This is a genomic window from Pseudomonas sp. WC1 (genome assembly GCF_050586565.1).
Taxonomy (GTDB): Bacteria; Pseudomonadota; Gammaproteobacteria; order Pseudomonadales; family Pseudomonadaceae; genus Aquipseudomonas.
Window position 1 is genome coordinate 1 of record NZ_JBOBDQ010000036.1, and the last position, 12,565, is coordinate 12,565.

The window sequence follows — 12,565 nt, forward strand, 5'->3', positions numbered from 1 at the left end:
CCTTGTCGTATTCAGGCCTCTTGCATGAACTGCTGGCGATACTGGTTCGGCGACAACTCCGTGTGCTGGCGGAACAGCCGGGCGAAGAAACTCGCGTCGTCGTAGCCCACCTCGTAGCTGATCGTCTTTATGCTCTTGCGCGTGCTCGACAGCAGGCCCTTGGCGGTCTCGATGCGCAGGCGCTGCAGGTAGTGCAGGGGCTTGTCGCCGGTGGCACTCTGGAAGCGGCGCATGAAATTGCGGATGCTCATGCCGTGGTTGCGCGCCACATCCTCGAAGCGGAACTTGTCGGCGAAGTGCTCTTCGAGCCAGTGCTGGATCTGCAGGATGATCAGGTCCTGGTGCAGCTTCTGGCCGCCGAAGCCCATGCGCCCCGGGGTATAGCTGCGCTGCACCTCGTAGAGGATGTCGCGGGCCACCGCGCGGGCCACGTTGGCGCCACAGAAGCGCTCGATCAGGTAGATGTACAGGTCGCAGGCCGAGGTGGTGCCACCGGCGCAGTAGAGATTGTCGGCGTCGGTCAGGTGTTTGTCCTGGTTCAGGCGGATCTTCGGGAAGCGCTCGGCGAAGCTGCTGAAGAAGCGCCAGTAGGTGGTCGCCTCCTTGCCGTCGAGCAGCCCCGACTCGGCCAGCCAGAACACGCCGCTGGCCTCGGCGCATAGCACCGCGCCACGGGCATGCTGCTCGCGCAGCCAGGGCAGTACCTGCGGATAGCGTTGCAGCAGGTTGTCGAAGTCGTCCCAGAAGGCCGGCAGGATGATCACGTCGGCGTCGTTGAGGCCGCTGTCGACCGGTAACTGCACGTTGCTGAAGCTGTCCACGGGCAAACCGTCCGGGCTCACCAGGCCGATCTCGAACATCGGTTGCAGGCCCAGGCCCAGCTGCTTGCTGTAGCGCAGGCTGGCCAGGTGGAAGAAGTCCTTGGCCTGCATCAGTGTCGAAGCGAACACTTTATCAACGGCCAGGATGCTGACGCGCCGCAGCGACGCCGGGGGTTGGGTAAACATCATTGTCATTGTTCTTATAGGGTAGAGTGGTCAATCACCGGCTGGATCGTCTTATTTTTTGGCGATTGTGTCTACCCCACGAAAGAGCAGTGCAGCGCCTGCGTTGCATCAAGGCGCGGGGTTTGGCTGCTCCTGATGGACCGCCTCGATTGCCGCCAGCAGTTCATCGCCCAGATTCAACGCCTGGCTGTCGATATTGCTGCGCAGTTGCTCGAGGTTCGTCGCGCCGATGATGTTGCTGGTCACGAACGGCTGCCGGGTCACGAACGCCAGCGCCATCTGCGCCGGGTCCAGCCCGTGTTCGCGGGCCAGCTGCACATAGCGGCCGCAGGCGGCCACGGTCTGCGGATTGGAATAGCGGGCAAAGCGGCTGAACAGGGTCAGGCGGGCGTGTTCCGGGCGGGCGCCGTTTTCGTACTTGCCCGACAGCATGCCGAAGGCCAGCGGCGAATAGGCCAGCAAACCGCACTGCTCGCGGATTGCCACCTCTGCCAGGCCCACTTCGAAGCTGCGGTTGAGCAGGTTGTAGGGGTTCTGGATCGACACCGCGCGGGGCCAGCCGCGGGTTTCGGCCAGGTGCAGGAATTTCAGGGTGCCCCACGGGGTTTCGTTGGACAGGCCGATGTGGCGGATCTTGCCGGCGCGCACCTGTTCATCGAGCACCTCCAGGGTTTCCTCCAGCGGAGTGAAGATGTCCTGGGGCAGGTGCTGGTAGCCGAGCTTGCCGAAGAAGTTGGTGCTGCGCTCGGGCCAGTGCAACTGGTAGAGGTCGATGCGGTCGGTCTGCAGGCGCTTGAGGCTCTCCTCCAGCGCGGCGACGATGTGCTGGCGGTTGTGCTTGAGTTGGCCATCGCGGATGTGGCTGATGCCGTTGCCGGGGCCGGCGACCTTGCTGGCGAGGATCCATTCGTCACGGTCGCCGTTGGCGGCGAACCAGTTGCCGATGACGCGTTCGGTGGCGGCGTAGGTCTCCGGGCGCGGTGGCACCGGGTACATCTCGGCGGTGTCGATGAAGTTGATGCCGCTGGCCTTGGCCAGGGCGATCTGGGCGAAGGCCTGGTCCTGGGTGTTCTGTTCACCCCAGGTCATGGTGCCCAGGCACAGGGCGCTGACATCGAGGTCGGTACGACCGAGCTTGCGGTATTCCATCGGGAAGGTGCTCCGTGACAAAGAAGTCCATAAAAGCAGGTTGAAATTTTTCCTGCAATCTGGATAATTCTGCCCCTCTCCGTGTGGCGGAAGTGATGCACCACCATGCAGGGAACCCTTGTCGAACATTGGCGTGCCCGACCCGAGCCCCCAAAAGCGTCAGCGTTCGGCTGCGCGCTTGCCCTTGGCAAGCTGTGCACTATCCAGTAAGATTCGCCGTCTATTTTTCGCTGGGCGGCCTCTGAGGCTTTAGAGAATGAAAACTTTTACTGCTAAACCGGAAACAGTAAAGCGCGAGTGGTTCGTAGTCGACGCCGCTGGTCAGACCCTGGGTCGTCTGGCTACCGAAATCGCTAGCCGCCTGCGTGGCAAGCACAAGCCAGAATACACCCCTCACGTTGACACCGGCGACTACATCGTCGTCATCAACGCCGAGCAGATCCGTGTGACTGGTGCCAAGTCTTCCGACAAGATGTACTACTCCCACTCCGGCTTCCCGGGCGGTATCAAGGAAATCAACTTCGAGAAGTTGATCGCCAAGGCCCCTGAGCGTGTTATCGAAACCGCGGTCAAAGGCATGCTGCCGAAGAACCCGCTGGGTCGCGACATGTACCGCAAGCTGAAAGTGTACGCGGGTGCTGCTCACCCACACACTGCTCAGCAGCCTCAAGAACTGAAGATCTAACGGGATAGTTCATTATGTCGGCGACTCAAAACTACGGCACTGGCCGTCGCAAGACCGCAACCGCTCGCGTTTTCCTGCGTCCAGGTACCGGTAACATCTCCATCAACAACCGTTCTCTGGACGTGTTCTTCGGCCGCGAAACCGCTCGCATGGTTGTTCGCCAGCCGCTGGAACTGACCGAAACCGTTGAGAAGTTCGACATCTACGTCACCGTTTCCGGTGGTGGTGTCAGCGGTCAGGCCGGTGCAATCCGCCACGGCATCACCCGCGCCCTGATGGAATACGACGAAACCCTGCGTGGCGCTCTGCGTCGTGCTGGCTACGTCACCCGCGACGCTCGTGAAGTTGAGCGTAAGAAAGTGGGTCTGCGTAAAGCGCGTAAGCGTCCTCAGTACTCCAAGCGTTAATACCGCTTCGGCAGTCGAAAAAAGCCCGGTTCCTTTTTGGAACCGGGCTTTTTTTATGTCTTCAACTAACCTGTCTGCTAGTCCGTGGCCGTTTGTCGCATAGACGCAGATCAAGCAAAGCGAGGGTAGTAGCCCGACGAGCGGGTAATCACCTTGTCAGCGTGTGGATTTGTTCCTTACCATTGCGGCCAATTTTTAGTGCCACAGACGTACCTAAGTAGATGCCTGTTCAAACAGGCCAAGCAAGCTGATGGGAGAGGACTGAATGAGCAATGACGGCGTCAACGCAGGCCGGCGCCGCTTCCTCGTAGCCGCGACATCCGTGGTCGGGGCAGCGGGGGCAGTGGGGGCAGCGGTACCGTTCGTGGGGTCATGGTTTCCCAGTGCCAAGGCGAAAGCCGCAGGGGCACCGGTGAAGGTCAATATCGCCAAGGTCGAGCCCGGTCAGCAGATGGTAGCTGAATGGCGGGGGCAACCTGTATTCATCGTGCGGCGAACGGAGGAGATCCTCGGTAATCTGAAAAAGATCACCGGTGAGCTGTCCGATCCTGAATCCAAGGCGTCGGTGCAGCCGACCTACGTCGACCCGCAAGTTCGCTCGATCAAGCCCGAGATTCTCATCCTGGTAGGTCTGTGCACGCACCTGGGTTGCTCGCCAACCTTCCGCCCTGAAGTTGCCCCGGCTGACCTGGGGCCGAAGTGGGTCGGTGGCTATTTCTGCCCCTGCCACGGTTCGCACTACGACCTGGCCGGGCGCGTCTACAAATCCCAGCCGGCGCCTCTCAACCTGCCAGTGCCACCGCACTCGTACGAGTCGGACGAAATCATCGTCATCGGCGTCGATCAGGAGAACGCATGATGAGCAAGTTCATGGAGTGGATCGATGCGCGCTTCCCCGCGACGAAAATGTGGGAAGACCATCTAAGCAAGTATTACGCGCCCAAGAACTTCAACTTCCTGTACTTCTTCGGCTCCCTGGCGTTGCTGGTGCTGGTCAACCAGATCGTCACCGGCGTGTGGCTGACCATGAGTTTCACCCCCTCGGCGGAAGAGGCCTTTGCCTCGGTCGAGTACATCATGCGCGACGTCGAGTACGGCTGGATCCTGCGCTACCTGCACTCCACCGGCGCCTCGGCGTTCTTTATCGTGGTCTACCTGCACATGTTCCGCGGGCTGCTCTACGGCTCCTACCAGAAGCCGCGCGAGCTGGTCTGGTTGTTCGGCATGCTGATCTACCTGGCGTTGATGGCCGAGGCGTTCATGGGCTACCTGCTGCCCTGGGGGCAGATGTCTTACTGGGGTGCCCAGGTGATCATCTCGCTTTTCGGTGCGATCCCGGTAATCGGTGATGACCTGACCCAGTGGATCCGTGGTGACTACCTGATCTCCGGCATCACCCTGAACCGCTTCTTCGCCCTGCACGTGGTGGCCCTGCCTATCGTGATCCTGGGCCTGGTGGTGCTGCACATCCTGGCGCTGCACGAAGTGGGTTCGAACAACCCCGATGGCGTGGACATCAAGAAGAAAAAGGACGAGAACGGCATCCCGCTGGATGGCATCCCGTTCCACCCGTACTACACCGTCAAGGATATCGCCGGTGTGGTGGTGTTCCTCTTCGTGTTCTGTGCCGTGGTGTTCTTCTTCCCGGAAATGGGTGGCTACTTCCTGGAAAAACCGAACTTCGAACAGGCCAACGCCTTCAAGACCCCTGAGCATATCGCCCCTGTCTGGTACTTCACGCCGTTCTACGCGATTCTGCGCGCGGTGCCCGACAAGCTGTTCGGGGTGATTGCCATGGGCGCGGCAATCGCGGTGCTGTTCGTGTTGCCCTGGCTTGACCGCAGTCCGGTGCGCTCGATGCGCTACAAGGGCTGGCTGAGCAAGATCTGGTTGCTGGTGTTCTGCGTGGCCTTCGTCATCCTTGGCGTGCTGGGCGTGCTGGCGCCGACCCCGGGGCGTACCTTGCTGTCGCAGGTGTGCACGGTGTTGTACTTCGCCTACTTCCTGCTGATGCCGTTCTACACAAGGCTCGAGAAGACCAAACCGGTTCCGGAAAGGGTGACTGGCTGATGAAAAAGTTTATTGCAGTATGCTTGCTGGCATTGATGCCTGGCCTTTCGTTCGCCGCCGAACACGGCCTGGAGCTGGACAAGGTCGATATCGACCTGACCGACAAGGCCGCGATGCAGGATGGCGCACGCACCTTCGCCAACTATTGCATGGGGTGCCATAGTGCCAAGTTCCAGCGATACGAGCGTGTCGCCGACGACCTGGGGATCCCCCACGAGCTGATGCTCGAAAACCTGGTGTTCACTGGCGCCAAGATCGGCGACCACATGAAGATCGGCATGCAGCCCAATGATGCCAAGACCTGGTTCGGCGCTGCGCCGCCCGACCTCACCCTGGTTGCCCGGGTGCGTGGCAACGATTGGTTGTACACCTACCTGCGCAGTTTCTATGAAGACAAGTCGCGGCCATACGGGGTAAACAACAAGGTCTTCCCCAACGTCGGCATGCCTAACGTGCTGGTTGGCCTGCAGGGCAACCAGGTGATTGGCTGCAAGCAGGTGCAGAGTGTGGTCGACGGCAAGAAGCAATATGACCCGCTGACCGGCAGCCCATTGACCCATGAAGCGTGCGACCAGCTGACCGTCGAGGAGAAATCCGGTACCCTGACGGCTGAGCAGTTCGACGAGAAGGTCAAGAACCTGGTGACCTTCCTGGCCTATTCGGCCAACCCGGTCAAACTGGAAAGCCAGCGCATCGGTACCTACGTGTTGCTGTACCTGGCTTTCTTCTTCGTGTTCGCCTACTTGCTCAAGCGCGAATACTGGAAGGACGTGCACTGATCACGCAGTAGTTTCTGGTAGTTGAACGCGCCCGGGGTGCCCCAGTCATGTCGCTGGGGCACCCCGGGCGCGTTTTCATTTGCAGTTTTTACAAGCATCCCGTGCGAGGAGGCGCTACATGGGCGCAACCAACAGGTTAGCCTGCTATTCCGACCCCGCTGACCATTACTCTCATCGGGTACGCCTGGTGCTCGCGGAGAAAGGCGTCACGGTGCAGATCATCGATGTCGACACCAACCGCCTGCCGCCCAAGCTGGTCGAAGTGAACCCTTACGGCAGCTTGCCGACCCTGGTCGATCGCGATCTGGCGCTGTACGAGTCGAGCGTGGTGATGGAGTACCTCGAGGAGCGTTACCCGCACCCGCCGCTGATGCCGGTCTATCCGGTGGCCCGCGGCAACAGTCGCCTGCTGATGCACCGCATCCAGCGCGACTGGTGCAGCCTGGCCGACACCGTGCTGGATCCGCGCAGCAGCGAGCCGGCACGTACCCAGGCGCGCAAGGAGTTACGCGAGAGCCTGACGGGCGTGGCCCCGCTGTTCGCTGAAATGGCCTGCTTCATGAGTGAGGAGCAGAGTCTGGTCGATTGCTGTCTATTGCCCATACTCTGGCGCTTGCCGGTGATGGGTATCGAATTGCCGCGGCAGGCCAAGCCGCTGCTGGATTACATGGAGCGACAGTTCGCCCGCGAGCCTTTCCAGGCGAGCCTGTCTGCTACTGAACGTGAAATGCGCAAGGTTTAAAGAGGAGCCGTTGATGAACTCCAGTCGCCCCTATCTGGTTCGCGCGCTGTACGAGTGGATCGTCGACAACGATTGCACGCCCCATATGCTGGTCAACGCCGAGTACCCGGCCGTTCAGGTGCCCCAAGGTTTCGCCAGCGATGGCCAGATCGTCCTGAACATCTCTCCCAGTGCCGTGCGCAGCCTGCACATGGACAACGAGGCGGTGAGTTTCGAAGGACGCTTCGGTGGTGTGGCGCACACGCTGTATGTGCCCATCGGCGCCATCCTGGGGATCTATGCCCGGGAGAATGGCCAGGGTATGGTCTTCGAGCTGGAGCCGCCGCTCGCGGACGAGGATGACCTTGAGGACGACGTTGTCGAGCCGGATGACGATGGTCCGCCCGAGCCGCCGCGTCCCAGTGGTCGTCCGAGCCTGAAAGTCGTGAAGTAACAGGCAGGGACAAAAAAGGCGATCCGCAGGGATCGCCTTTTTCATGGCTGCCGCAATTACAGGTCCTTGATGCTCTGCACCTGGTCCTTGTTGATGCGGGTCGGCTTGCCGTCCAGTTGCTTGAACTCGTAGAAGCCGGAGTTGCGGTCGAAGTGCGGCGTGTCGGTGGTCTGCAGTTCGCGGCCATCGTTGAGGGTGATCACGCTCGGGGTGGAGCAGCCGGCCAGGGTGGCGAAGGTGCCGATCAGCAGGGCGGGCAGCAGAAACTTCTTCATGGGGTACTTCCTGGATCAGAGTGAAAAAGGCGAGCGTCCCGACGCTCGCCGAGGGGTTGTCAGTCGATGTATTCGAACAGCTTGACGATCTTCTGCACGCCCGACACACCCTGCACCACATTGGTGGCGGCGTTGGCCTCTTGTTGCCTGACCAGGCCGAGCAGGTAGACGATGCCATTTTCGGTGATGACCTTGATGCGTGAGCTGGGCACGCTCTCGTCGGTCAGCATCTGGGTCTTGATCTTGGTGGTCAGCCAGGCGTCGTTGTTGCGCGCCAGGATCGATGACGGCTGCATCACCTGCAGCTCGTTGTGCACCTTCTTGACTCGCTGAACCTGGCCGGCGGTCTGTTCGGCGAGGGATTTGAGGTCGGCGCGGGGTGTCTGGCCGGCGAGCAGCACAACACCGTTGTAGCTGCTGACGACGATGTGCGAGCCCTTGTCCAGCTCCGGGTTGGCCTTGGCGATGTTGACCGAGACCTTTGTCTCGATCAGCGAGTCATCGATCTTGCTGCCGATGGTGCGGGTGCCGCGGTCATCCTCGATAGGCGAGTTACGCGCCGAGGTGAGCACGGAACTGCAGCCCGATACGCCGAGGCACAGGGTCAGGGCCATCAGGCCGATACGCTTGGAGATCATTCTTCACTCCCGAACAGTTGGCTGTCGATCAGGTCGCACAGACAGTGGATCGCCAGCAGGTGGACTTCCTGGATGCGCGCGGTGACCGTGGCGGGGACGCGGATCTCCACGTCCTCGGGCAGCAGCAGCGAGGCCATGCCGCCGCCATCGCGCCCGGTCAGGGCGACGACAATCATTTCGCGGTCATGGGCGGCCTGGATCGCCTGGATCACGTTGGCCGAATTACCGCTGGTGGAGATCGCCAGCAGCACATCGCCGGGCTGGCCCAGGGCGCGGATCTGCTTGGAGAAGACTTCGTTGTAGCTGTAGTCGTTGGCGATCGAGGTAAGCGTCGAGCTGTCGGTGGTCAGGGCGACGGCCGGCAGGCTCGGGCGCTCGCGCTCGAAGCGGTTGAGCAACTCCGAGGAGAAGTGCTGGGCATCGCCGGCCGAGCCGCCGTTGCCGCACGCGAGCATCTTGCCGTCGTTGAGCAGGGCATTGACCATGACCAGGCTGGCCTGCTCGATGTGGGGTGCCAGGATGTCCATTGCCTGTTGCTTGGTGTCGATGCTGGCCTGGAACAGCCGGCGAATTCGGGATTGCATGTCCATCTGGGTGACCTTAAGAGGGGCGGTGGCCTTTGCTACGCGCAACAGTGACCAGCCCGCGAAACATAGAGCTAGAAAATCGAATTGGGTTCAGCATTCGAAGGCATTTTTCAGCCATTGAAGCGGTTGCCCCGCATGCCCCCGGCCCTGCAGGGCGATAACGTCGAAGCGGCAGGGGCGGGTGGCCCAGCGGGGTTCGTGCTGCAGGAAGAGGTTGGCGGCAAGCGCCAGTCGTTGCTGCTTGCGCCCATCGATACTGGCGAGCGCTCCGCCGAACTCCGCATGCAACCGGTAGCGGACTTCGACGAATACTACTGTATCGGCATCGAGCATGACCAGATCGAGCTCGCCCCCCTTGCATCGCCAGTTGCGCTCCAGCAGCCGCAGACCTTGCCCTTGAAGGTATTCAAGGGCGTGATCTTCGGCTGCCTGGCCGGCAAGGCTGGGCGATGCGCCGGGCATCAGCGAGGGGTGTCCGGCAGGCGCTTGACCTGGCCGCCGGCGAATTCGGCCCATGGCAGCTGGCGCTCGATGCGCTGGCTGGGGTTCATGCTCAGGCTGCCGGACAGGCCTTCGACGCGGTTGTCCGGCAGCGCCTTGAGTTGGCCCAGGCGCGGTGCAAGGCTGTAGGCGTCGACGCCCATGGCGTACAGGCGGCCGAGGCTGCCGGCGGCCTGAGGCCACTGCTGCACGACTTGTTGGCGCAGGCTGTTGGTGGTGTCCAGCAGCCACGGCGTTTCGCAGAAGCGGATGCCGTTCATGTCGTTGTACTGGTTCACGTCACCGCTGGCGCTATACAGGTTGGAGGTGGCGTAGACAGGCACGTCACCGGCGTACTGGAAGTTCAGCGTGGGTTTGATCTGCTGGGCTTGCTGCGGCGTCGAGGCGAGGAAGATGAAGTCGATGTCCTGGCGGCGCGAAGGTTGCGCGGCGATGGTGCCGCCGACGGTGCTCTGCAGGCTCTTGGCGCGGCCTTCACTCTGGCGCAGCTGGAACAGATCAGCGATCTGCTGGGCGAGGGCGACGGGCTGGGCGATGCGCTGCGCGGTAATCAGGGTGCCACCATTGCCTTCCCAGTCCTGGCGGAAGGCGGCGAGCACGCGGTCGCCCCATTCACCGCTCGGAACCAGGGCCACGGCGCGGACCATGCCGTCGGCGCGTGCGCGACGCGCGACTTCGCGAGCTTCATCTTCGGCGGCCAGGCCGAACTGGAACAGTTGTGGCGGCGCTTTCTGGCCAGCGTCGGCGTAGTTCAGGGCCAGGGTGGTGATGGGCAGTTGCGGGTAGGCGGCGAGCTTCTTGACCAGCGGCTTTTCCAGCGGGCCGACCACCAGTTGCACGCCGGCAGCCTGGGCCTGGCGGTAGAAGTCGTCGAGCGAGGTAATGCGTGAGCTGTCGAACACTTGTACTGCAGGGGCGGGCTGGCCACCTTGCTGGGCCTGGAAGTGAGCGGCCATGAAGCCGTCACGCAGGGCGCGGGCGACACCGGCCAGCGGGCCTTCCTGGGGCAGCAGCAGGGCGATCTTGGTCAGTGGCTGGCTGGCCAGCTCCTTGAGCTTGACCAGGGCTGTCGGCAATTGCTTGGCTGCCGGGTGTTCTGGATGCTGCTGGCGCCAGGTGTCGATGGCGGCCTGTTGCTGTTCCAGGGTGCCGGCGCGCTTCACGGCCAGGGCCAGGCTGGTCCAGCCGGCCAGGGTCTCGTCGGCGGCCGGCTGCTGCAGCTGTTCGGCGGGCAGCGAGGCGACCAGGGCCCAGATCGCGTCATTGTTGGCGCTGGCGGCCTGGCCGCTGAGCAGGGGGGCCAGCAGTGCGCGCTGCTGGGCGGCGGCCAGGGCCTGGCCGTCGGCTTCGAGGGCTGCGGCATGAACGCTGTAGGTGCGGGCCTGCTGCTCGGTCGGCAGTTCGCCGACGCGCTGCAGGCTCGGGTGGGCGAGGGCGGTCAGGGCGGCCTTGGGCTGGTTGCGGCCCATGGCGAGCTCGGCGGCCAGGGTGGAGGCGAACACCTGCTGGGCGGGCTTGAGCGGCTCCAGCGGGACCTGCTCGAGAATCCGCGCGGCGCGCGGGAAGTCCTTCTGCTTGTATGCCAGGTCCGCAGCGCTCAAGCGCAGCAGGGCCGCATCCTCGGCGGACTTGCTGGAGGCCGCCTTCTCGAGCAGTTGCTCGATGCTGGCGTCCGGGGTGCGTGGCAGTTCGCCCAGGCTGGATGAGGGCGAGCTGGCGCAGGCTGCCAGCAGGGCAGCGAGGCAGAGGGCTGTGAGCAGCCGCAGACAAGCGATCATGTAAAGGTCCTGTTACTCGATCAAGTTGGCCGGCAATTGTACCCAAGCGGGGGGCACGGCGCGATCTCGCCGACACTGAACCTTCACTATAGGTTGCCCGAGGTGTGCCTGGGGCGAAGTTCTTTGCGCCCTGTTACCGGTGCTCGGGCTACAATGGCGACCTTTGATCCGGAAAGCAGGTGTGCGCAGTGACTGATGTTGCAGGGGTTTCGAAATCCACGTTGGGCAAGCTTTACGTCGTTGCCACGCCCATCGGCAACCTCGACGACATGAGCGCCCGGGCACTGAAGGTGCTGGCGGATGTCAGTCTGATCGCTGCCGAGGACACCCGCCACTCGGTGCGTCTGCTGCAGCATTTCGGCATCGATACGCAACTGGCAGCCTGTCATGAGCACAACGAGCGTGACGAGGGCGGGCGCTTCATCACCCGCCTGCTGGCCGGCGACGATGTGGCGCTGGTGTCCGATGCCGGTACGCCGCTGATTTCCGATCCGGGCTATCACCTGGTGCGCCAGGCGCGTGCTGCGGGCGTGCAGGTGGTGCCGGTGCCGGGCGCCTGTGCGTTGATCGCCGCGCTGTCGGCGGCGGGGTTGCCGTCGGACCGCTTCATCTTCGAAGGTTTCCTGCCGGCCAAGGCCGCCGGGCGCCGCGCGCGTCTGGAGCAGGTCAAGGAAGAGCCGCGCACGCTGATCTTCTACGAGGCGCCACACCGGATCCTCGAGTGCCTGGAGGACATGGAAGCGGTGTTCGGTGGCGAGCGTCCGGCGCTGCTGGCGCGCGAGATCACCAAGACCTTCGAAACCCTCAAAGGCTTGCCGTTGGCCGAGTTGCGCGCATTCGTACAGGGTGACAGCAATCAGCAGCGTGGCGAGTGTGTGGTGCTGGTGGCCGGTTGGAGCGCGCCGGAGGGCGAGCAGGCGATCAGCGCCGAGGCGCAGCGAGTGCTGGATCTGCTGCTGGCCGAGCTACCACTGAAGAAGGCAGCGGCGCTGGCGGCCGAGATCACCGGGGTGCGCAAGAACCTGCTCTACCAGTTGGCCCTGGAAAAGCAGAAAGCTCATTAGTGGCATAGTGATATTAATAGTCGCGCCGCTTGTTCTTGAGCGTGGCTACCGGTAACCTTGGCGGCGGAGAGTCGATCGGACAGTCGCTGCCGACTTTTGTTCCGCAAAAGGCGGGGGAGGAAAGTCCGGGCTCCATAGGGCAGAGTGCCAGGTAACGCCTGGGAGGCGCGAGCCTACGGAAAGTGCCACAGAAAACAACCGCCTAAGCACTTCGGTGCCGGTAAGGGTGAAAAGGTGCGGTAAGAGCGCACCGCACGGCTGGCAACAGTCCGTGGCTAGGTAAACCCCACTCGGAGCAAGACCAAATAGGGTTCCATACGGCGTGGCCCGCGTCGGAACCGGGTAGGTTGCTAGAGGCGTCCAGTGATGGCCGTCGTAGAGGAATGACTGTCCTCGACAAAACCCGGCTTACAGATCGACTCTCCACCTCTTCCCTTCCTGCTTGAATCG

General features: G+C 62.5%; 15 protein-coding genes and 1 other RNA gene. 9 read left to right on the forward strand and 7 right to left on the reverse strand.

Features of this window, described 5'->3' with window-relative positions; all coding sequences use genetic code 11:
- Positions 1–11 precede the first annotated feature (11 nt).
- Together ACQ4OD_RS16565 and ACQ4OD_RS16570 are read right to left on the reverse strand one after the other, a co-directional pair.
- Complete coding sequence (locus ACQ4OD_RS16565) at positions 12–908, reverse strand: GlxA family transcriptional regulator (protein WP_173862478.1); 897 nt, start codon at positions 906–908, stop codon at positions 12–14.
- Between the two features lie 207 nt (positions 909–1,115).
- Positions 1,116–2,156 carry an NADP(H)-dependent aldo-keto reductase gene (locus tag ACQ4OD_RS16570; RefSeq protein ID WP_198754372.1) on the reverse strand — a complete coding sequence of 347 codons (1,041 nt, stop codon included), beginning with the start codon at positions 2,154–2,156 and terminating at the stop codon, positions 1,116–1,118.
- A gap of 256 nt (positions 2,157–2,412) precedes the next feature.
- Between ACQ4OD_RS16570 and rplM the strand changes: the two genes are divergently transcribed.
- From rplM to ACQ4OD_RS16605, 7 genes are all read left to right on the forward strand, one after another.
- Positions 2,413–2,841: a 50S ribosomal protein L13 gene (gene rplM, locus ACQ4OD_RS16575; RefSeq protein ID WP_008097538.1), complete on the forward strand. Its 429-nt coding sequence runs from the start codon at positions 2,413–2,415 to the stop codon at positions 2,839–2,841.
- A gap of 14 nt (positions 2,842–2,855) precedes the next feature.
- Positions 2,856–3,248: a 30S ribosomal protein S9 gene (gene rpsI / locus ACQ4OD_RS16580; RefSeq protein WP_003260797.1), complete on the forward strand. Its 393-nt coding sequence runs from the start codon at positions 2,856–2,858 to the stop codon at positions 3,246–3,248.
- Between the two features lie 265 nt (positions 3,249–3,513).
- A complete protein-coding gene (petA, locus tag ACQ4OD_RS16585; protein WP_023628711.1) occupies positions 3,514–4,107 on the forward strand; it encodes a ubiquinol-cytochrome c reductase iron-sulfur subunit in 594 nt (197 codons plus the stop codon).
- Positions 4,107–5,318 carry a cytochrome b gene (locus tag ACQ4OD_RS16590; RefSeq protein ID WP_023628712.1) on the forward strand — a complete coding sequence of 404 codons (1,212 nt, stop codon included), beginning with the start codon at positions 4,107–4,109 and terminating at the stop codon, positions 5,316–5,318. Before petA ends, ACQ4OD_RS16590 begins: the two co-directional genes overlap by 1 nt.
- Positions 5,318–6,097: a cytochrome c1 gene (locus ACQ4OD_RS16595; RefSeq protein ID WP_110700469.1), complete on the forward strand. Its 780-nt coding sequence runs from the start codon at positions 5,318–5,320 to the stop codon at positions 6,095–6,097. Before ACQ4OD_RS16590 ends, ACQ4OD_RS16595 begins: the two co-directional genes overlap by 1 nt.
- 118 nt (positions 6,098–6,215) lie before the next feature.
- On the forward strand, positions 6,216–6,839 hold the full coding sequence (locus ACQ4OD_RS16600) for a glutathione S-transferase N-terminal domain-containing protein (RefSeq protein ID WP_102682663.1): 624 nt from the start codon (positions 6,216–6,218) through the stop codon (positions 6,837–6,839).
- A 13-nt stretch (positions 6,840–6,852) separates the two neighbouring features.
- Positions 6,853–7,272 (forward strand): ClpXP protease specificity-enhancing factor, encoded by a 420-nt coding sequence (locus ACQ4OD_RS16605; protein WP_102682664.1) that lies wholly within the window; start codon positions 6,853–6,855, stop codon positions 7,270–7,272.
- 56 nt (positions 7,273–7,328) lie between these two features.
- Here ACQ4OD_RS16605 and ACQ4OD_RS16610 read toward each other — a convergent pair whose 3' ends face one another.
- From ACQ4OD_RS16610 to ACQ4OD_RS16630, 5 genes are all read right to left on the reverse strand, one after another.
- Positions 7,329–7,547 carry a YgdI/YgdR family lipoprotein gene (locus ACQ4OD_RS16610; RefSeq protein ID WP_102682665.1) on the reverse strand — a complete coding sequence of 73 codons (219 nt, stop codon included), beginning with the start codon at positions 7,545–7,547 and terminating at the stop codon, positions 7,329–7,331.
- A gap of 59 nt (positions 7,548–7,606) precedes the next feature.
- The gene (locus ACQ4OD_RS16615) at positions 7,607–8,185 is read right to left on the reverse strand and encodes a BON domain-containing protein (protein WP_102682666.1); all 579 of its coding nucleotides are present in this window, start codon (positions 8,183–8,185) and stop codon (positions 7,607–7,609) included.
- Positions 8,182–8,775 carry a phosphoheptose isomerase gene (locus tag ACQ4OD_RS16620; RefSeq protein ID WP_102682667.1) on the reverse strand — a complete coding sequence of 198 codons (594 nt, stop codon included), beginning with the start codon at positions 8,773–8,775 and terminating at the stop codon, positions 8,182–8,184. The genes ACQ4OD_RS16615 and ACQ4OD_RS16620 overlap by 4 nt, the downstream gene beginning before the upstream one ends.
- An 87-nt stretch (positions 8,776–8,862) precedes the next feature.
- Positions 8,863–9,234 (reverse strand): YraN family protein, encoded by a 372-nt coding sequence (locus ACQ4OD_RS16625; RefSeq protein ID WP_046857017.1) that lies wholly within the window; start codon positions 9,232–9,234, stop codon positions 8,863–8,865.
- Positions 9,234–11,051, reverse strand: coding sequence for a penicillin-binding protein activator (locus tag ACQ4OD_RS16630; RefSeq protein WP_430944595.1), 1,818 nt, complete (start codon positions 11,049–11,051; stop codon positions 9,234–9,236). Before ACQ4OD_RS16630 ends, ACQ4OD_RS16625 begins: the two co-directional genes overlap by 1 nt.
- Positions 11,052–11,239: 188 nt before the next feature.
- Here ACQ4OD_RS16630 and rsmI point away from each other — a divergent pair, with 188 nt between their 5' ends.
- Both rsmI and rnpB read left to right on the forward strand, forming a co-directional pair.
- Positions 11,240–12,115 carry a 16S rRNA (cytidine(1402)-2'-O)-methyltransferase gene (gene rsmI / locus ACQ4OD_RS16635; protein ID WP_102682669.1) on the forward strand — a complete coding sequence of 292 codons (876 nt, stop codon included), beginning with the start codon at positions 11,240–11,242 and terminating at the stop codon, positions 12,113–12,115.
- 67 nt (positions 12,116–12,182) lie between these two features.
- Positions 12,183–12,542: RNase P RNA component class A (gene rnpB / locus ACQ4OD_RS16640), an RNA gene on the forward strand.
- Positions 12,543–12,565 lie beyond the last annotated feature (23 nt).